A 19,322-nucleotide genomic window follows, 5' to 3' on the forward strand; every position below is an offset into this window, starting at 1 on the left:
CCCACAACGTTGAAGGTAACAACATGATTATCGTAACTGGCGGCGCAGGAATGATTGGCAGCAACATCGTCAAAGCGCTGAACGATCGCGGTCACACCGACATTCTGGTGGTGGATAATCTGAAGGATGGCACCAAGTTTGCCAATTTAGTCGACCTGGATATCGTCGATTACATGGACAAAGAAGAGTTCCTGATGAGCGTGATGGCGGGCGATGATTTAGGCCCGATCGAAGCGGTGTTCCATCAGGGCGCCTGCTCCTCCACCACCGAGTGGGATGGCAAGTACATGATGGAGAACAACTATCAGTACTCCAAAGAGCTGCTGCACTTCTGTCTTGAGCGCGAGATCCCGTTCCTCTACGCCTCTTCCGCAGCGACCTACGGCGGACGCAACGAGAATTTCATTGAAGAGCGTCAGTATGAGCAGCCGCTTAATGTTTATGGCTACTCTAAGATGCTGTTCGACCATTACGTCCGTCAGATGCTGCCGGAAGCGAACTCGCCGGTATGCGGCTTCCGCTATTTCAACGTCTATGGACCGCGTGAAGGCCACAAGGGCAGCATGGCAAGCGTGGCCTTCCATCTGAACACGCAGATCAGCAACGATGAAAATCCAAAACTGTTTGAAGGCAGCGACGGCTTTAAACGTGATTTCATCCACGTTGATGATGTTGCGGAAGTGAACCTGTGGTGCTGGGAAAATGGCGTCTCCGGGATTTACAACTGTGGCACAGGCCGCGCCGAGTCCTTCCAGGAAGTGGCTGACGCAGTACTGAAGTTCCACCAGAAAGGTCAGATCGAGTACATCCCGTTCCCGGAAAAACTCAAAGGACGGTACCAGGCCTATACTCAGGCCGATCTCACTAAGCTGCGTGCCGCCGGCTACGACAAGCCATTTAAAACGGTGGCGCAGGGCGTCGCTGACTATATGGTCTGGCTGAACCGTAACGCATAAAGGAAGCTGCTCCGGCGATGAAAATTCTGGTAATCGGCCCGTCGTGGGTCGGCGATATGATGATGTCGCAAAGTCTCTATCGCACCCTCAAGGCCGAACATCCCGATGCGGTGATTGACGTGATGGCACCTGCATGGTGCCGTCCGTTGTTGTCACGCATGCCGGAGGTGAATCAGGCGCTGGCGATGCCACTTGGGCATGGCGCGCTGGAAATCGGTGAGCGTCGCCGGTTGGGCAAAGTGCTGCGCGCCAGTCACTACGACCGTGCTTATGTGCTGCCTAACTCCTTCAAGTCGGCGCTGGTCCCCTTCTTTGCCGGAATAAAACGCCGCGTCGGCTGGCGCGGTGAAATGCGCTATGGCCTGCTGAATGATTTGCGCGTGCTGGATAAAGCCGCGTTTCCGCTGATGGTTGAGCGCTACGTTGCGCTGGGCTACGACACACCTGTTGCGTCGGCGGCGCAGCTGCCACAGCCGCTGTTGTGGCCAAAACTGCAGGTTGAAGAGCAGGAAAAAATTGAAACGGCCGCACAGTTTCAGCTCGCCGCGACCCGTCCGGTCATCGGTTTTTGTCCGGGTGCTGAATTTGGTCCGGCCAAACGCTGGCCGCACTATCACTACGCCACGCTGGCCCGCCAGTTGATTGCTGAAGGCTTTCAGATCGTGCTGTTTGGCTCCGCCAAAGATCGCCCGACCGGCGAAGAGATTATCGCGGCGCTGCCCGAAGAGGCTCGCGGCCACTGCCGTAATCTGGCGGGTGAAACTCAGCTGGAACAGGCGGTGATTTTGCTGGCGCAATGCCGTGCCGTGGTCAGCAACGACTCCGGCCTGATGCATATCGCCGCGGCGCTGGATCGTCCACTGGTGGCGCTCTATGGACCAAGCAGCCCTGACTTTACGCCGCCGCTGGCAAAGCAGGCGCGAATTATTCGCCTGATTACCGGCTATCACAAAGTGCGCAAAGGCGATGCCGAACAGGGCTATCACCAGAGCCTGATCGATATTCAGCCTGAACGTGTACATCAGACGCTGAGCGAACTGCTCGCGCCACAGGAGGTGCCATGCACGTCCTGATTGTTAAAACCTCATCAATGGGCGATGTGCTGCATTCGCTCCCGGCACTGACCGATGCAATGCATGCCATTCCCGGCATCCGTTTCGACTGGGTAGTGGAAGAGAATTTCGCACAGATCCCTGGCTGGCATCCCGCAGTAGATAAGGTGTTACCGGTTGCGATTCGCCGCTGGCGCAAACACTGGTTTGGCAGTCAGCAGCGTGAAGAGCGCGTGCTGTTTAAGCGCGCGTTACAGTCACGTGAGTACGATATCGTGATTGATGCACAGGGCCTGATTAAAAGTGCCGCGCTGGTCACCCGCTTATCGAAAGGGGTGAAACATGGGCAGGACAGCCGCAGCGCGCGTGAGCCGTTCGCCAGCTGGTGGTATGACATCCGCCATGAGGTCAGTAAGCGACAGCACGCGGTTGAGCGGACGCGCGAACTGTTCGCCAAAAGCCTGGGCTATGAAAAACCGCAAAGTCAGGGTGACTACGCGATTGCCGGACACTTTCTGCATCATCTGCCCGCTGACGCACATCATTACCTGGTCTTTCTGCATGCCACAACGCGTGACAACAAGCACTGGCCGGAATCACACTGGCGACAGCTGATTGAGCAGATGCAGCCCAGCGGGTTGCGGGTGAAATTGCCCTGGGGTGCTGAACATGAGCATCAGCGTGCGCAGCGCCTTGCAGAAGGATTTGAGCATGTCGATGTACTGCCTAAGCTGACGCTGGAAGCGATAGCACAACAGCTGGCGGGCGCACGGGCGGTGGTCTCAGTGGATACCGGATTGAGCCATCTGACGGCGGCACTGGATCGCCCCAACCTCACGCTGTATGGTCCGACCGATCCTGGACTGATTGGCGGTTACGGGCAGAACCAACAGGCACTGAGCGCCCCGAATCATAATCTGGCAGAGCTGACTGCTGACACGGTGGCAGAGAAACTGCGAGCCGTTATTACGGAAAACATGCCATGAACTATGTGCTGATCTACCTGCTTCTGCTGCCTTTCCGGGCCATAATGCGGCTGTTTTACCGTCCAACCGGACGCAGCCTGATCATCCAGACGGCAAAGATTGGTGATTTTATTAATATCACCCCGATGCTGCGCGCACTGGGTCAGTCTGAGTTGCTGATCAGCAAAGCGGTGGAGCCGCTGGCGCGTCACGATGACACGGTCAGCCGCTATTTCCTGATTGAAGAGGCGAAGCGCAGCTTTTTTGCCAAACTGAAGCTCGCGTTCACGCTGATGAACCGCTATGACAACGTCTATCTGGTGCAGCCAAACAGCGTGAACCTGTTTTTCGCTGCGCTCTGCAACGCACCGAACAAGCAGTTTCTGCGCACCTATGTGCGTAAGTCCTACCATAAGACCTTCTATCGCAGCGCCAGCGGTATTGTCGACCACACCAAAACGGATTTAACGCTCGACAGCTACCTGAAGCTGATTAATCGTGACTACCGCTACACCGATTTCCCTAAGCATGCGACCTCACCGCTCTGGCAGCCGCCTGCGCCGCCCGCCGCGCTGGTTAATCCGCGCAGCGGTATTAAAATTGGCATCAGTATTTCTGCCGGTAACCGGGCTAAAACCATTCCGGCCAGCATCTGGCAGCAGCTGATGGCGTCGCTGGCTGACCTGCCCTGCACCTTTTATGTGTTTGGCCCACCGGCTGAGCAGCCGTGGCTGGATGAGTTACTGAGCCTGACCGGCCCGAAAGACAATATCGTCAGTCTGATTGGTGAGCTAAAACTGGAAGAGGTTCCGTGGGCCATTGCACAGATGGATTTCTACATCTCCTCTGACTCTGGCAATGCCTATATTGCGGATGCGCAGCAGATACCGGTGATCATGCTTTATGGCCCGTGTGAAGTCCGGGAACAGCGTCCGGTCAATAACGTTTTGTTTATCGGACCGGATAATATTGCTGCGTCGACGTTCGTTTTTGCCACCCGTTTTCAGTTTGATCAGCCTGCTGAAAAATTATTCGGGCTGGATCACGATAAACTGACTAGAATACAAGCATTTATTACTCATAATCTGGAATAGTGAAGCGTAATGGCAATAACCCCTCTTGCTGAGGCCGTTCAGCAAAGTCAGCTGCTGGTTAACACGCTTGCTGACACGGATGAGAATCCGGTTCATGTTGCGTTTGGCATCAACTACGCCTACGCGCGTGGCCTGGGCATTACGTTGTTTTCACTTCTCAGCCATCATCCTGATACCGCTTTCCACGCCCATGTTTTTTCAGACTCGCTTTGCGAAGAGGATGTGGAAAAACTGCGTTCACTGGCCACGGGCCATCGTCTGGCGATCACGCTGCATATCTTTAACCGTGCCTGGGTTGATCAGCTGCCTGCGGTCGGACGCTATCCCAAAAGTATCCACTACCGTTTCCTGATCCCGGAAACCGTGGCGAGCTACAGCGATCGGGTGATCTATATTGATGCTGACACCCTGGTGGTGGGCGACTACTCTCCCCTGTTCACGCTGGATATCACTGATTACACGCTGGCGGCCTGTAATGACACACCGCGAGCGCGACATAACCAGTGCGCAAGGCTGGGGCTGAAGCACCACCACTATTTCAACTCCGGCTTTATGCTGATTAATATTCCACGCTGGCTCGAAAGGCAGACCACCGCGCGCATTACCGACGTGCTGGTAACGCGGGGCGCAGAGTTTGGTTTTCCCGATCAGGATGCGCTGAATATCGTGCTGGAGGATGAGGTCCTGATCCTGCCAGACCGCTATAACCACATTTACGACATCATCGCCAATAAAGTCTGGGATCACTCGGGCGTGCCTGAAGAGACGGTAATGATTCACTACACCGGTAAATGCAAACCCTGGCATGCATGGGCTGGCAGCGATCTTTCCCAGCGCTACTATAGCTATTACCAGCGCTCACCCTGGGCTTCACAACCGCTTGATACGCCAAAGCATTATAAAGAAATGAAGCGATTCGCCCGCGTAAAATGGCATCAGAAACAGTATGCTGAAAGCCTGAGCTGGATGATGAAGTATGTCAGTCTCAAGTTTTTTAAGCAGAGTGAGCAATAGCACACTCAGGTTTATCAGATTGATGCGGGCGCTGTTATTTCAGCGCCTGACTTTCCCGTCACTTATCCCGCCGGCTGTTTGCCACGACCTCTGTAATAACGACGCTGACAGCAAGCCAGCATAATAATCTGTTTACCTGCGCGACCACATTGCGTAAAAAAAGCGCATATAGCGCATTATTATTGTCGGGCGTGGTTTTTAGTAAAGCAGGGATGCAACATCGTTTTATAATTGTGAACTCCCTGATTTCACTCTGCTGATTTGGAAATGATTTATGACGAGGCAACGCCTTTTCGCAGTGAATACAATGCTGGTGCAGATATTGTCATGAGTACTTCTCCTCTGCTGAGTATCATTACCCCGATGTACAATGCGGGCAGCATGTTTGATGAGTTCATGCAGTCACTGCTGGCGCAGACGCTGACTCTGCTTGAGATCATTATCGTCGATGACGGTTCAACCGATGGCTCAGGCGAGCGCGCCGATCAGTATGCACAGCAGCATTCTCACATTCGTGTGATACATCAGGAAAATGGCGGCGTCTCGCGCGCCCGCAACGCCGGACTGGCGATTGCCCGCGGGAAATATGTCACCTTCCCTGATGCGGATGACACCATGCAACCCGATATGTATCAGACGCTGGTGACACTGGCGGAGGCAGATAATCTGGATGCGGCACAGTGCAACGCCGAGTGGTTTTTCAAACACAGCCAGCGGGTAAAGCCGCTGATTCCGCTGGATCGCCTGCGCAGCACGCCGGTACTGAGCGGTGCCGACTGGCTGAATACCGCGCTAAAAACCCATCGTTATATGCATGTGGTCTGGCTGGGCATCTATCGCCGGGAACTGATTGAGCAGCATCAGTTGCAGTTTGAACCCGGCCTGCATCATCAGGATATTCCCTGGACTACCGAGTTTATGCTGCTGGCAAAACGCGTGCGTTATACCGAGGCGGTACTCTATCGCTACTATATGCACGACGCCTCAATCAGCAATCGCAAACGTACCGGCGAGCGCAACGTAGAGTATCAGCGTCACTACATGAAGATTGCGCGACTGCTGGAAGAGCTCAATGACCGCTATCGTGACCGCGTGAAGATCTACCCGTCGTTTCACTATCAGGTGACCCATGAAGCGCTCAGTGTTTGCCACAGTGTAAGACGTGAGCCTGACGCCCGCGCACGCCAGGCAATCATTGCCGAGCTGTTCGCCACCCGGACACACCTGCGCATGTTACGCAACGCCCGGGGAATTAAGCAGTGGTATCAGTTGCTGTTGTGGCTGGCCCGGCTCTATCGCTGGCGTGATAAATAACCTTTGAGGCTGGCTTTATCCTAAAAAGGGTTTGCCCTACAATCGGTTCACTGAATTCTGAGAACTCTTGTTTATGGCCAGCCTGACTCCAGCAAACATCTCTCCAAAAAATATATTACTGATTAAGCTGCGCCATCATGGTGACATGCTGCTCACAACACCCGCCATCAATGCGCTTCATGAGCGTTATCCGCAGGCCAGCATCGACGTGTTGCTCTATCAGGAGACGCGTCCGATGCTGGAAGCGCATCCGGCTATCCGCCATTTGCACGTCATCGATCGTAAATGGAAGCAGGAGGGCACCTGGCGCAAGCTGGGCCATGAGCGTGCATTAATTCGCGCCATACGTGACGCACATTATGATCTGGTGATTAATCTGGCCGATCAGTGGCGGGCTGCCCTGATTACGCGTCTCTCCGCGGCGCCAGTACGTATCGGTTTCGCTTTTAAAAAACGTGATAACGTCCTGTGGCGATGGTGTCACAACCAGCTGGTCTCCACACACAATCACAGCAAGCTGCATACCGTTGAGCAGAATATGTCGGCGCTGGCACCCCTCGGCATCAGCAGCGACGGCGCACGGGTCTCAATGCACTACAGCGACGCTGACCAGCAAATTGTGCTGACCCGACTGGCAGAACACCAGGTCACCGCGCCCTATATTGTGGTGCAGCCGACCTCACGCTGGGGCTTTAAATGCTGGGAAGAGGAGAGTGTTGCCGCCACGCTCGATCAGCTGGCGCAGCCGGGCCGCAAAGTGGTGCTGACCGCCGGGCCGGACAAACAGGAGCTGGCAATGATCAACCGCATTCGGGCACTGTGTGCATCGCCGGATGTGGTTTCGCTGGCCGGTCAGTTTACTCTGCCGCAGCTGGCGGCGCTTATCGATCATGCCCGGCTGTTTATTGGTGTCGACTCTGCACCAATGCACATGGCCGCCGCACTTGAAACGCCCTGTATTGCGCTGTTTGGCCCGACCAAGCTGCAGCACTGGCGGCCATGGGGCGACAATAATCATGTCATCTGGGCGGGGGATTATGGCCCGCTGCCCTCACCCGATTCCATCGACACCAAAACAGACCAGCGTTATCTGTCGGCCATTCCGGTGAAGGATGTGGTCGCGGCAGCGAGGAGCTATCTGAATGAGTAAGTTACGGCTGGCGATTGTCCGGCAGAAATATCGTCCGGATGGCGGTGCCGAGCGTTTTATCTCACGCGCGCTGGAAGCGCTGGGCAGCGAGCAGCTCGATCTCAACATCATTACCCGCAGCTGGCAGGGCACACCCAATCCTGACTGGCATCTGCATATCTGTAATCCTGCAAAGCTGGGCCGGGTATCCCGTGAGCGCGGTTTTGCCCGTGCAGCACGCGCCTGCTGGGAGCGCGAAAAGTTCGATATTGTGCAAAGCCACGAGCGCATCGCGGGCTGTGATATTTTTCGCGCGGGTGATGGTGTTCATCGCGTCTGGCTGGAACAGCGCGCCCGCATCGTCTCATCGTGGCAACGACTGAGTGCTGTGCTCAGCCCTTATCATCGCTATGTCCTGCAGGCGGAAGCGGAGATGTTTAACTCTCCGACGCTGAAAGCGGTGATCTGTAATTCTGAGATGGTAAAGCGCGATATCCTGCGCTGTTTCTCGCTCGACGCCGGAAAAATCCACGTTATTCATAATGCTATCGACGCCAGCCGTTTCCAGCCCGCCACGGAAGCAGCACGTCGCGCCACCCGTCAGCAGCTGGCGCTGCCCGATGCGGCCACCGTACTGATTTATGTCGGCTCCGGCTTCGAACGCAAGGGCTTGAAAGCGGCGATACAGGCGCTGGCTGCCAGCGACCGTTATCTGATTGTGGTGGGTCAGGATAAGCAACTGCAGCGGTATCAGCAGCTGGCAAATCAGCTTAACTGTCTGGACCGCCTGCGCTTTGTCGGCGTACAGCAGGATGTGCAGCCGTTCTATCACGCGGCTGATGGCCTGCTGCTGCCCACCCTCTACGATCCTTTTCCTAATGTGGTACTGGAGGCGATGGCCTGCGGCTTACCGGTGATTACCAGCACTGGCTGCGGTGGCGCAGAATTTATTACCGCTGGTCAGGAAGGCTTCGTCTGTGATGCGTTGGATATCAACGGGTTAAATCAGGCTGTTAATGCATTACCGGCGCTTTCCGTCGATTCACGAATGGGTGACGCGGCGCGGCGCAAAATTGAACCTTATGGTCCACAACGGCTGGCGCAGGCGCTGACTTCGCTTTATCAGCAGGTCCTGAGCAGCAACTGACAATGTGGGATGAGTGCATGCGGGGTTTCTGATAACATGCCGCCATCTGATTTTAATCTGCTTTTAGACGCGAATTTGCTGTAACGGTAACTATGACGACCTTTTACACCGCATTGCTCTACTTAATTCAGCCACTGATTTGGCTGCGCCTGTGGCTGCGCGGTCGTAAAGCGCCTGCCTATCGCAAACGCTGGGCAGAACGCTATGGCTATTGTGTCGGCAAAGTTAAGCCCGACGGCATTGTGCTGCACTCGGTCTCTGTGGGTGAAACCCTGGCCGCGATCCCGCTGGTGCGTGCTCTGCGTCATCGTTACCCGACCCTGCCGATTACCGTCACCACCATGACGCCTACCGGCTCTGAACGCGCGCAATCTGCATTTGGCAAAGATGTGCATCACGTCTATCTGCCTTATGATCTGCCGGGTTCGATTAATCGTTTTCTGGATACGGTCAACCCACGCCTGGTGATCATCATGGAAACCGAGCTGTGGCCGAATATTATCCGCATTCTGCACCAGCGTAATATTCCGCTGGTGATCGCCAATGCCCGCCTCTCGGCCCGATCGGCCAAAGGCTACCGCAAGCTGGGTAAATTCATGCGCCGGCTGTTGCAGAGCATCACGCTTATCGCGGCGCAGAATGCGGAAGATGGCGACCGTTTCCTGAGCCTGGGCCTGAAACGTTCTCAACTAACGATTACCGGCAGCCTGAAGTTTGATATTTCCGTGACGCCAGAACTGGCCGCCAGAGCGGTGACGCTGCGTCGTCAGTGGGCGCCGCGCCGTCCGGTGTGGATCGCCACCAGCACGCACGAAGGTGAAGAGGCCATTGTGCTGGATGCCCATCGCCGCCTGCTGCAGACCTTCCCGGATCTGCTGCTGATTCTGGTGCCCCGCCATCCCGAGCGTTTTAACGATGCCCGTGAACTGACGCAGGAACGCGGCTTCAGTTTTATCCTGCGCAGCAGCGGCGAGATCCCGTCTGGCTCAACGCAGGTGGTCATCGGAGACTCAATGGGCGAACTTATGCTGCTATACGGCATTGCCGATCTGGCCTTTGTCGGCGGCAGCCTGGTTGAACGGGGTGGACACAACCCGCTGGAGCCTGCTGCCCATGCGCTTCCGGTTCTGATGGGACCCCATATCTGGAACTTCAAAGATATCTGCAGCAAGTTGCAGGAAGGCCAGGGGCTGATCACCGTCACCGACGTGATTTCGCTGGAAAAAGAGGTCACCAACCTGTTACAGGATGATGATTACCGCCGTTATTACGGACGTCATGCGGTAGACGTGCTGCACCAGAATCAGGGTGCGCTACAGCGTCTGCTACAGTTACTCGAACCGCATCTGCCACCACGGGCCCACTAATGTCAGCACGCCAACGTCTTTCCGTGGTGATGATCGCCAAAAACGAAGCGGAACTGCTGCCTGACTGCCTGGCCTCGGTCAGCTGGGCCGATGAAATTATCGTGCTGGACTCAGGCAGCCATGACAACAGTGTCGAGATCGCCTCACAGGCTGGGGCGAAGGTCTACCACAATGGTGACTGGCAGGGCTATGGTATCCAGCGCCAGCGCGCGCAGCACTATGCCACCGGCGACATGATTCTGATGATCGATGCGGATGAACGCGTGACACCTGAACTGCGCGCCGCGATTGAGCAGGTGCTGGTCGCGCCACCCAGCCGTACGGTTTATAGCCTGGGCCGCAGTAATCTGTTTCTCGGCCGCTTTATGCGCCATAGCGGCTGGTATCCTGACCGCGTCATGCGACTCTACCCACGCACCTTCCGCTACAATGACAATCTGGTGCATGAATCACTGCAAAGTGACGGCGCGCCGGTGGTGGCATTACCCGGCGATCTGCAGCATCTGACCTGCCGCGATTTAATCGCCTTTCAGCGCAAGCAGCTGGCTTATGCCGAAGCCTGGGCTACGGAACGCCATCGGTGCGGTAAGCGTTGCAGCCTGTTTTCTCTGTTCAGCCATACGCTGGGCGCGTTTATGAAAACCCTGCTGCTGCGTGCCGGTTTTCTCGACGGAAAGCAGGGCTGGATTCTGGCGGTGGTCAATGCGCAATATACCTTCAATAAATATTCAGCCCTCTGGGCGCTGAATCATGCTTCGGCAAAAGGGCGAGTATGATCACGAAAGCCATCTATCCCGGAACGTTCGATCCTGTGACGCTCGGCCATCTCGACATCGTGACGCGGGCAGCGCAGATGTTTGATCAGGTCATTCTGGCCGTTGCCGCCAGCCCCAGTAAAAAACCGATGTTTAGTCTGGATGAGCGCGTGGCGCTGGCTGGTGAAGTGATAGCCCATCTGCCCAACGTTGAGGTGGTCGGATTCAGCGACCTGATGGCGAATTTTGCCCGTGACCAGCAGGCGAATGTGCTGGTTCGTGGCTTGCGTGCGGTGTCAGACTTTGAATATGAAATGCAGCTGGCGCAGATGAATCGTCACCTGCTGCCAACGCTGGAGAGTGTTTTCCTGATGCCGTCCGAAGGCTTCTCGTTTATCTCATCTTCGCTGGTCAAAGAGGTGGCGCGTCACGGCGGCGATGTGACCGCCTTCCTGCCCGCGCCGGTGCATCAGGCATTGCTGGCTAAACTGGCTTAATGCTGGCAGTTCGGGCACCAGTAGGTGCTGCGCTGCCCGTGTCTGCCGCTGACAATCGGCGTACCGCATGCCCGGCAGGGTTCGCCTGCCCGCCCATAAACCTGTAACTGCTGTGCAAAATAGCCGGGTTTACCGTCGGTCTGTAAGAAGTCACGCAGTGTGGTTCCGCCCTGCTCAATGGAGCGTAACAGCACCGCTTTGATGGTATTGACCAGCAGTTCCGCTTCGGCCTGCGACAGACTGCCGGCAGCACGATCGGGAATGATCCCGGCGGTAAACAGTGACTCGCTGGCGTAAATGTTGCCCACGCCCACCACCACTTTGTTATCCATAAGCCACTGCTTGATGAGCGTCCGCTTGCCGCGTGACTTCTCAAACAGGTAAGTGCCGTCAAACTCCTCGCTAAGCGGCTCCGGCCCGAGATGTGCCAGCACGCTGCTGCCCGCCAGATCGCTGCTCCAGAGCCAGGCGCCAAAGCGGCGCGGGTCGGTGTAGCGCAGCACTTTGCCGTTGCTCATGACCAGATCAACATGGTCATGCTTCGCCGCTGGCAGCTCTTCTGACAGCACGCGCAGGCTACCGGACATGCCAAGGTGGATAATGATCCAGCCATGCGGCAGCTCCAGCAGCAGATATTTCGCCCGGCGCTGCACACTGAGCACCGGCTGATCGCTCAGCGCCAGGATCTCCTGCGAAACAGGCCAGCGCAAACGTGAATTACGCACCACGGCGTGAAGGATGGTTTCACCGACCAAATGCGGTTCGATACCGCGACGGCTGGTTTCAACCTCTGGCAACTCTGGCATACCCTCTCCTCAGCGTTTTACACAAACAAAAAACCCGGCCGGAGCCGGGTTTTTAGCAGAACACTAAAATTACTTAATTTTAGCTTCTTTGTAGAGCACATGCTGACGTAAAACCGGATCGAACTTTTTCAGTTCCAGCTTCTCTGGTTTAGTACGTTTGTTCTTCGTGGTGGTATAGAAGTGACCTGTACCAGCAGAGGAAACCAGCTTGATCTTCTCACGAATACCTTTAGCCATGATTCAGTTCCTTAGTACCTTAGTACTTCTCACCACGGGCACGCATATCGGCTAACACCGTATCAATGCCCTTTTTATCAATAATACGCATACCTTTAACAGATACACGCAGAGTAACGAAGCGCTTCTCGCTCTCAACCCAAAAACGGTGTGAGTGCAGGTTCGGAAGGAAACGGCGTTTCGTCGCGTTCATTGCGTGGGAACGGTTGTTACCCGTCACCGGACGCTTTCCAGTTACCTGGCAGACTCGTGACATGTCAATATCTCCAAAAATCAAATCAGCTCGAGCTTTAAAAATTAGGTTTGGGCCGCCTCGTCAGGCTTGCAGCCCGCCAGGCGAATTCCATGGAACCCGCTAAGCTGGCCTAACCGCCAAACCCGAGATTCTCAAAGGTGGCGTAGTATACGCCGCTCAGCCCAAGTGCTCAAGTCCCGAACAGATAAAGATCCCGAATGATCGGGCAAAAAGCCGCCACCTGGCGTGAAATTCCCCCCTGTCAGAGCCATCCCCGCTCGGCAAAGGAGACATATTCGCCATGCCCAATCACCAGATGATCGAGCAGACGGATGTCGAGTAGCTGGCAGGCTTCGCTGACTTTATGGGTCACTTCACGGTCTGCACGGCTCGGCTCCGCCATGCCCGACGGGTGATTATGCGCCAGTATCAGAGCGGCAGCATTGAGCTTCAGCGCTTCCCGGACGATCTCGCGGGGGTGAACTTCCACGCTGTTAATGGAACCAGAGAACATATTTTGTGCCCGCAGCACCCGATGCTGATTATCCAGAAACAGTGCCATAAAGATCTCACGCTCCTGATGGGCTAACAGACTTTGCAGATACTGGCGCGTGATTTGTGGATTTTCCATTGCGCTTTCGCGGGCCAGCTTACTGGCGAAAAAACGCTTCGCCAGTTCGGCAATCGCATGAAGTTGTGCCAGCTTGGCATCGCCGACCCCTTTGATTTCACCGAATGCCGCTTTGTCTGACGTCATGAGCTGATAAAGCGAGCCAAAACCGTCCAGCATCTGTCCGGCCAGCTCCAGGACGTTCTGTCCAGGCGATCCGGTACGGAGAAAAATGGCCAGTAGTTCGGTATCGCTGAGGGCATGCGCACCCAGCTTCCGGAGTTTTTCCCGTGGTCCCTTTATTTTCATATCCGCTCTCCCTGAGATGAGCCTTAGCATGGCCCATCATGAAGAGTGCAGCTATCAGTGAAGCTGCAATCTACGAGACGGCTCGCAAACGCAGTCAGTGAAAAGGCGCATCCACGCTTTTGTGATAAAGTCCGTGCATTCGCCGCCGCGAGCGGCAGAGAGCTTAGTGAGGCCAACATCATGATGGGATTAGCCGGCAAAAAAATTCTTCTTGGCGTGAGCGGCGGTATTGCTGCTTATAAAGCACCTGAGCTGGTGCGCCGCCTGCGCGATCGCGGTGCTGATGTCCGCGTGATGATGACAGAGGGTGCGAAAGCATTTATTACTCCGCTCAGCCTGCAGGCTGTCTCCGGCTATCCGGTATTTGACGATCTGCTTGATCCGGCAGCGGAGGCGGCGATGGGTCATATTGAACTGGCAAAATGGGCCGACCTTATTGTGCTGGCACCGGCCACTGCTGACCTGATTGCCCGTATTACTGCCGGTATGGCAAACGATCTGGTGACGACCGCCGTGTTAGCGACGGCCTCACCCGTGGCAGTGGTGCCCGCTATGAATCAGCAGATGTATCGTGCGGCGGTGACCCAGCATAATCTGCAGAGCCTGCAGGCGCGTGGCGTGCTGATTTGGGGACCGGACAGCGGCAGCCAGGCCTGCGGCGATGTCGGGCCGGGCCGGATGCTCGACCCGCTGGTGATTGTTGACCATGCGGTGCAGTGGGCTACGCCCGTCAACGATCTGCAACATCTCAACATTATGATTACCGCCGGCCCTACCCGTGAGGCGCTGGACCCGGTGCGCTACATCACTAACCACAGCTCCGGCAAAATGGGCTTTGCTATTGCCGACGCCGCCGCCAGACGCGGTGCACAGGTCACGCTGGTCAGCGGCCCGGTCACCCTGTCTGCGCCAGCGGGTGTGCGGCGAATTGATGTGACCAGCGCACTGGAGATGCAGGCCGCCGTCATGAGTGAGATAGATAAACAACATATTTTCATTGCAAGCGCAGCCGTGGCAGACTACCGGGCAGCCGATATTGCGGCCGATAAAATCAAGAAACAGGGCGGCGATGATAACGTCACGCTGAACCTGGTAAAGAATCCCGATATTGTTGCCGGCGTCGCTGCACTTCAGGAAAACCGGCCGTTCGTCGTTGGATTTGCTGCTGAAACACAGAATGTGGAAGAATACGCCCGGCAAAAACGGGTGCGCAAGAATCTGGATCTGATCTGCGCTAACGACGTCGCTAAAGCCGGACAGGGGTTTAATAGCGACACCAATGCTCTTCACCTTTTTTGGCAGGATGGAGAAAAACGCTTACCGCTCAGCGATAAGTCTCTCCTTGGCCAACAATTAATAGACGAGATTGTCAGCCGTTATGATGAAAAAAATAGACGTTAAAATTCTGGATCCGCGCGTCGGCAAAGAGTTTCCACTGCCGACCTACGCGACTTCAGGTTCCGCTGGGTTAGATTTACGCGCCTGCATTGATGATGTTCTCGACATCGCACCAGGCACCACAACGCTGGTTCCGACCGGCCTGGCGATTCATATTGCCGACCCCGACCTGGCCGCTGTGATCCTGCCGCGCTCAGGCCTTGGCCATAAACATGGCATCGTGCTGGGCAACCTGGTGGGGCTGATTGACTCCGACTATCAGGGACAGCTGATGGTCTCGGTCTGGAATCGCGGCCAGGAAAGCTTCTCGCTGCAACCCGGCGATCGCATGGCACAACTGGTCTTTGTACCGGTGGTGCAGGCGGAATTTAACCTGGTCGAAGATTTCGACGCCAGCCTGCGCGGCGAAGGCGGCTTCGGCCACTCCGGTCGCCAGTAACCCGCATTACCGACTTTCACTTACGCCCGTTATTTTTTCCTCATCGCCACAGGACGCGTTCCTGTGGCAGATGCGTAGGTGTTGCCTGTTTTTAGGTGAATTTCAGGGGTCTTTAAGGTCATGGCAGAAAAAAAAGTCGCGAAGCGGAATCGTCGCGAAGAGATTTTGCAGGCGCTGGCGCAGATGCTGGAGTCGGGTGATGGCAGTCAGCGCATTACCACAGCCAAACTGGCAGCCACGGTGGGCGTTTCCGAAGCGGCGCTGTATCGTCACTTCCCGAGTAAAACACGAATGTTCGATAGCCTGATTGAGTTTATCGAAGACAGTCTGATTACCCGCATCAATCTGATCCTCAAGGATGAAAAAGAGACCATGACGCGTCTGCGTCTGATCGTGCAACTGATTCTGGGATTTGGTGAGCGTAATCCGGGACTGACGCGCATTCTGACCGGCCATGCATTGATGTTTGAGCAGGACCGACTGCAGGGACGCATCAATCAGCTGTTTGAGCGGATTGAAGTGCAGCTGCGACAGGTGATGCGGGAACGGAAAATGCGCGAGGGCGAAGCCTTTCAGGCTGATGAGGCGCTGCTGGCAAGTCAGTTGCTGGCATTCTGTGAGGGTTTACTGTCACGGTATGTCCGTTCTGAGTTTCGTTTCAGTCCTACCGCAGACTTTGAGGCTCGCTGGCCGCTGATTGCCGCGCAGCTGGCGTAAAGCGTAAAAGAAGGCGGGCATTGCGCCCGCCTCTGTTAAATCCCGTACGCTTTCTGATAGGCACGTACCTGAGCCAGATGATCGGCCATCTCAGGCTTCTCTTCCAGCCAGGCAATCAGGTCTGCCAGCGTAATAATTGCGGTCACTTTGCAGCCGTAATCACGTTCCACTTCCTGAATCGCCGACATTTCTCCGCGTCCACGCTCCTGACGATCAAGCGAGACCAGCACGCCTGCCAGAGTGGCGTTGTGCGCACCGATAATATCCATCGACTCACGAATCGCGGTGCCTGCGGTGATCACATCGTCCACCAGCATCACTTTGCCCTGCAGCGGACTGCCAACCAGCAGGCCACCTTCGCCGTGATCTTTCGCTTCTTTACGGTTAAAGCAGTAAGGCACATCGCGGTCATGATGATCCGCCAGCGCCACCGCCGTGGTGGTGGCAATCGGAATGCCTTTATAGGCCGGGCCGAACAGCAGATCAAAATCAACAGCGCCATCCACCAGCGCCTGCGCGTAGAAGCGTCCCAGCAGCGCTAAATCCCGTCCGCTGTTAAACAGACCAGCATTAAAGAAATAGGGGCTTTTACGCCCGGACTTCAAAGTGAACTCACCGAACTTCAGCACCTGCTTGTTCAGGGCAAATTCAATAAACTGACGCTGCCAGGCTTTCATTTCTCACTCCTCAAATAAAGAAAAGGCGACTCTGAGGTCGCCTGTTACATCAATTTTCCAGCGCTGCTTTCTGCGCCTGAATTAATTCCTCAATTCCGCCGCGTGCCAGCGCCAGTAGCGTCAGCAACTCTTCATGGCTGAACGGTTCGCCTTCGGCAGTGCCCTGCACCTCGATCATGCGGCCATCTTCCAGCATCACGACGTTCATGTCGGTTTCTGCGGCTGAGTCTTCAACATACTCCAGATCGCACAGCGCTTCGCCTTTGACGATGCCCACTGAAATCGCCGCGACCATGCCCTTCATCGGGTTCGCTTTCAGTTTGCCGCTCGCCACCAGCTTGTTCAGCGCATCAGCCAGCGCCACACAGGCTCCGGTGATTGATGCGGTGCGAGTGCCGCCATCAGCCTGAATTACGTCACAGTCGAGCGTAATGGTAAATTCACCCAGCGCTTTAAGATCAACCGCGGCGCGCAGTGAACGGGCGATCAGACGCTGAATCTCCAGCGTACGTCCGCCCTGCTTGCCTTTTGCAGCTTCACGCGCCATACGGCTGTGGGTCGAACGCGGCAGCATGCCATATTCGGCCGTTACCCAACCCTGGCCCTGGCCTTTGAGGAAACGCGGAACCCCTTCGTCTACCGAGGCAGTGCAAAGCACTTTCGTTTCGCCGAATTCCACCAGAACGGAACCCTCTGCGTGTTTGGTGTAATTGCGGGTCAATGTGACTGGACGCACCTGTTGTGCGCTACGGCCTGCTGGACGCATGGGTATTCTCCGGCTTGCTAATGATTGGCTGCGCATTATACGGACTTCCTTGCCCGCTGTCTCTTGCGCTGGTCTGACGCAGGCATCAGATGAAATTCCCCGCCAGCTGTGGCTAAATGCGCGTTCCTTTCTCTCTGATAAAAAAGACATATGGCCGCCATTCTTCATTTCCTGCTGGCGCTGGTGGTGATTTTTGCCCTTGCGCTGCTGGTCAGTCATGACCGTAAACAGATTCGTCTGCGCTTTATTGTTCAACTGATTGTGGTGGAAGCCGCGCTGGGTTGGTTCTTCCTTCACTCTGCCGGGGGTCTGGCGCTGGTCGGTTCGTTCGCCGGTTTCTTTGAAACGCTGCTGGGTTTTGCCGCACAGGGCACGGAGTTCGTGTTTGGCGGAATGAGCAAACAGGGGCTGGCATTTATCTTCCTTGGCGTGCTCTGCCCGATTGTCTTTATTTCGGCACTGATCGGCATATTGCAGCACTGGCGCATCCTGCCGCTGCTGATCCGTATTTTCGGGACGCTGCTGTCGAAGATTAACGGCATGGGCAAGCTGGAGTCGTTCAACGCCGTCAGCACGCTGATTCTTGGGCAGTCGGAAAACTTCATCGCTTATAAAGGGATTCTGGGTGATATCCCGCCACGCCGGCTCTACACCATGGCGGCGACCGCGATGTCTACCGTTTCGCTGTCGATTGTCGGTGCTTATATGTCGATGATCGAACCGAAGTATGTGGTTGCGGCACTGCTGCTTAACATGTTCAGCACCTTTATTATCCTGTCGATCATCAACCCGATGAAAAGCCAGGATGAGCAGCCTATCGCGCTGGATAAACTGCATGAAGAGCAGAGCTTCTTTGAGATGCTGGGCGAATACATCCTGGCAGGCTTCAAAGTCGCGATGATTATTCTGGCCATGCTGATTGGCTTTATTGCGCTGATTGCTGCCGTCAACGCGCTGTTTGCGGCGGTGTTCGGCTACAGCTTCCAGCAACTGCTCGGCTACCTGTTCTATCCTCTGGCCTGGCTGATTGGCATTCCCAAAGCCGATGCCCTGCAGGCGGCCAGCATCATGGCAACCAAACTGGTGGCGAATGAGTTTGTGGCGATGATTGAACTGCAGAAAGTCGCGGCAGGCATGAGTGCGCGTGGACTGGGTATTCTGTCGGTGTTCCTGGTCTCGTTCGCTAACTTTGCCTCTATCGGCATTGTGGCGGGCGCAATAAAAGGCCTGAATGAGAAACAGGGAAATGTGGTTTCCCGTTTTGGCTGGAAGCTGGTCTATGGCTCCACGCTGGTCAGTCTGCTCTCCGCAGCCTTTGCCGGTCTGTTTATCTGATTATTCAACGGGCGGCAATTCTGCCGCCCGCTTTCGCCTTAGAATCCGACGCAGACGGGTGCATCCACCCGCATAACCGACTCCTGACCAAACCGTTTTTTATAGAGGCTGCGTAACGCCTCAATATCAACGTTGGTGGCGGGGTCGATCCCGTGGATCAGCATCAACGCCTTACTGTTCTCCCGTGCCAGCTGACCGTTCTCGCCCAGCCATTGCCCTTTGGCATCATAGACCGACAGGCCCGCTTTAAACCGTGGCGTGACCTCATTATCCACGAAGTTCATCCAGTCGAGTGAACTCACCCTGCCGCCATCAGGCTTGCTCAGTCCAAACCACAACGTGGTCTGCATCATCATGTCGCCACCCGCACAGATGGGTTGCGGTTTAGTGGGCGGCGAGTGGCGTGCCTGGCAACCTGCCAGCAGCAGAGCCATCACAACAGGAAGGGCAATAACGCGAGACATAGATCAGTCATCCTCACAAAGGGTCAATGGTCATCATAA

At 55.6% G+C, this 19,322-nt stretch carries 22 protein-coding genes; 15 read left to right on the plus strand and 7 right to left on the minus strand.

The annotated features are described in order from the left end of the window. Positions 1–23: 23 nt before the first annotated feature. From rfaD to coaD, 11 genes are all read left to right on the plus strand, one after another. Entirely contained in the window at positions 24–956 is a 933-nt protein-coding gene (gene rfaD, locus LC417_RS21170; protein WP_010258257.1) for an ADP-glyceromanno-heptose 6-epimerase, read from the plus strand. A 17-nt stretch (positions 957–973) separates the two neighbouring features. Then, entirely contained in the window at positions 974–2,029 is a 1,056-nt protein-coding gene (gene rfaF, locus LC417_RS21175; RefSeq protein WP_010258260.1) for an ADP-heptose--LPS heptosyltransferase RfaF, read from the plus strand. Continuing rightward, entirely contained in the window at positions 2,017–2,994 is a 978-nt protein-coding gene (gene rfaC, locus LC417_RS21180) for a lipopolysaccharide heptosyltransferase RfaC (protein WP_010258262.1), read from the plus strand. Before rfaF ends, rfaC begins: the two co-directional genes overlap by 13 nt. Further along, a complete protein-coding gene (locus LC417_RS21185) occupies positions 2,991–4,067 on the plus strand; it encodes a glycosyltransferase family 9 protein (RefSeq protein ID WP_223566326.1) in 1,077 nt (358 codons plus the stop codon). Before rfaC ends, LC417_RS21185 begins: the two co-directional genes overlap by 4 nt. Before the next feature lie 9 nt (positions 4,068–4,076). Continuing rightward, the gene (locus LC417_RS21190) at positions 4,077–5,081 is read left to right on the plus strand and encodes a glycosyltransferase family 8 protein (protein WP_223566327.1); all 1,005 of its coding nucleotides are present in this window, start codon (positions 4,077–4,079) and stop codon (positions 5,079–5,081) included. 327 nt (positions 5,082–5,408) lie between these two features. Beyond that, positions 5,409–6,395: a glycosyltransferase gene (locus LC417_RS21195; protein WP_191914759.1), complete on the plus strand. Its 987-nt coding sequence runs from the start codon at positions 5,409–5,411 to the stop codon at positions 6,393–6,395. A 73-nt stretch (positions 6,396–6,468) separates the two neighbouring features. Beyond that, positions 6,469–7,545 (plus strand): putative lipopolysaccharide heptosyltransferase III, encoded by a 1,077-nt coding sequence (gene rfaQ / locus LC417_RS21200; protein ID WP_010258272.1) that lies wholly within the window; start codon positions 6,469–6,471, stop codon positions 7,543–7,545. Further along, complete coding sequence (locus LC417_RS21205; RefSeq protein WP_010258274.1) at positions 7,538–8,671, plus strand: glycosyltransferase family 4 protein; 1,134 nt, start codon at positions 7,538–7,540, stop codon at positions 8,669–8,671. The genes rfaQ and LC417_RS21205 overlap by 8 nt, the downstream gene beginning before the upstream one ends. Positions 8,672–8,763: 92 nt before the next feature. Then, the gene (waaA, locus tag LC417_RS21210) at positions 8,764–10,038 is read left to right on the plus strand and encodes a lipid IV(A) 3-deoxy-D-manno-octulosonic acid transferase (protein WP_010258275.1); all 1,275 of its coding nucleotides are present in this window, start codon (positions 8,764–8,766) and stop codon (positions 10,036–10,038) included. Continuing rightward, the gene (locus tag LC417_RS21215; protein WP_223566328.1) at positions 10,038–10,814 is read left to right on the plus strand and encodes a glycosyltransferase family 2 protein; all 777 of its coding nucleotides are present in this window, start codon (positions 10,038–10,040) and stop codon (positions 10,812–10,814) included. The genes waaA and LC417_RS21215 overlap by 1 nt, the downstream gene beginning before the upstream one ends. After that, the gene (coaD, locus tag LC417_RS21220; RefSeq protein ID WP_010258279.1) at positions 10,811–11,290 is read left to right on the plus strand and encodes a pantetheine-phosphate adenylyltransferase; all 480 of its coding nucleotides are present in this window, start codon (positions 10,811–10,813) and stop codon (positions 11,288–11,290) included. Before LC417_RS21215 ends, coaD begins: the two co-directional genes overlap by 4 nt. On the opposite strand, the gene mutM is transcribed toward coaD, so the two are convergent. The 4 genes from mutM to radC all read right to left on the minus strand — a co-directional run bounded on the left by mutM (position 11,287) and on the right by radC (position 13,487). Beyond that, entirely contained in the window at positions 11,287–12,096 is an 810-nt protein-coding gene (mutM, locus tag LC417_RS21225) for a bifunctional DNA-formamidopyrimidine glycosylase/DNA-(apurinic or apyrimidinic site) lyase (protein ID WP_010258280.1), read from the minus strand. The two genes, coaD and mutM, sit on opposite strands and share 4 nt — an antisense overlap. Before the next feature lie 69 nt (positions 12,097–12,165). After that, positions 12,166–12,333 (minus strand): 50S ribosomal protein L33, encoded by a 168-nt coding sequence (gene rpmG, locus LC417_RS21230; protein WP_223566329.1) that lies wholly within the window; start codon positions 12,331–12,333, stop codon positions 12,166–12,168. Between the two features lie 19 nt (positions 12,334–12,352). After that, positions 12,353–12,589, minus strand: a complete 237-nt coding sequence (gene rpmB / locus LC417_RS21235) for a 50S ribosomal protein L28 (protein ID WP_006121249.1) — start codon at positions 12,587–12,589, stop codon at positions 12,353–12,355. A gap of 241 nt (positions 12,590–12,830) precedes the next feature. Next, positions 12,831–13,487 (minus strand): DNA repair protein RadC, encoded by a 657-nt coding sequence (gene radC, locus LC417_RS21240; protein ID WP_010258361.1) that lies wholly within the window; start codon positions 13,485–13,487, stop codon positions 12,831–12,833. A gap of 180 nt (positions 13,488–13,667) precedes the next feature. Here radC and coaBC point away from each other — a divergent pair, with 180 nt between their 5' ends. The 3 genes from coaBC to slmA all read left to right on the plus strand — a co-directional run bounded on the left by coaBC (position 13,668) and on the right by slmA (position 16,041). After that, positions 13,668–14,888, plus strand: coding sequence for a bifunctional phosphopantothenoylcysteine decarboxylase/phosphopantothenate--cysteine ligase CoaBC (coaBC, locus tag LC417_RS21245; protein ID WP_022624904.1), 1,221 nt, complete (start codon positions 13,668–13,670; stop codon positions 14,886–14,888). Next, on the plus strand, positions 14,866–15,324 hold the full coding sequence (dut, locus tag LC417_RS21250) for a dUTP diphosphatase (protein ID WP_022624903.1): 459 nt from the start codon (positions 14,866–14,868) through the stop codon (positions 15,322–15,324). The genes coaBC and dut overlap by 23 nt, the downstream gene beginning before the upstream one ends. A 120-nt stretch (positions 15,325–15,444) precedes the next feature. Next, positions 15,445–16,041, plus strand: a complete 597-nt coding sequence (gene slmA, locus LC417_RS21255) for a nucleoid occlusion factor SlmA (RefSeq protein WP_010258372.1) — start codon at positions 15,445–15,447, stop codon at positions 16,039–16,041. A 35-nt stretch (positions 16,042–16,076) separates the two neighbouring features. Here the strand turns inward: slmA and pyrE are convergent, their stop codons facing one another. Together pyrE and rph are read right to left on the minus strand one after the other, a co-directional pair. Further along, entirely contained in the window at positions 16,077–16,718 is a 642-nt protein-coding gene (gene pyrE / locus LC417_RS21260; protein ID WP_031591887.1) for an orotate phosphoribosyltransferase, read from the minus strand. A 49-nt stretch (positions 16,719–16,767) separates the two neighbouring features. Then, on the minus strand, positions 16,768–17,484 hold the full coding sequence (gene rph, locus LC417_RS21265) for a ribonuclease PH (protein WP_010258378.1): 717 nt from the start codon (positions 17,482–17,484) through the stop codon (positions 16,768–16,770). Between the two features lie 150 nt (positions 17,485–17,634). Here rph and LC417_RS21270 point away from each other — a divergent pair, with 150 nt between their 5' ends. Beyond that, positions 17,635–18,819: a NupC/NupG family nucleoside CNT transporter gene (locus tag LC417_RS21270; protein WP_010672098.1), complete on the plus strand. Its 1,185-nt coding sequence runs from the start codon at positions 17,635–17,637 to the stop codon at positions 18,817–18,819. 38 nt (positions 18,820–18,857) lie between these two features. Here LC417_RS21270 and LC417_RS21275 read toward each other — a convergent pair whose 3' ends face one another. Beyond that, complete coding sequence (locus tag LC417_RS21275; RefSeq protein WP_010672099.1) at positions 18,858–19,283, minus strand: DUF3574 domain-containing protein; 426 nt, start codon at positions 19,281–19,283, stop codon at positions 18,858–18,860. Between the last annotated feature and the right edge of the window lie 39 nt (positions 19,284–19,322).

Origin of the sequence: Pantoea sp. OVA07A (genome assembly GCF_019969975.1) — a bacterium.
GTDB lineage: Bacteria > Pseudomonadota > Gammaproteobacteria > Enterobacterales > Enterobacteriaceae > Pantoea > Pantoea agglomerans.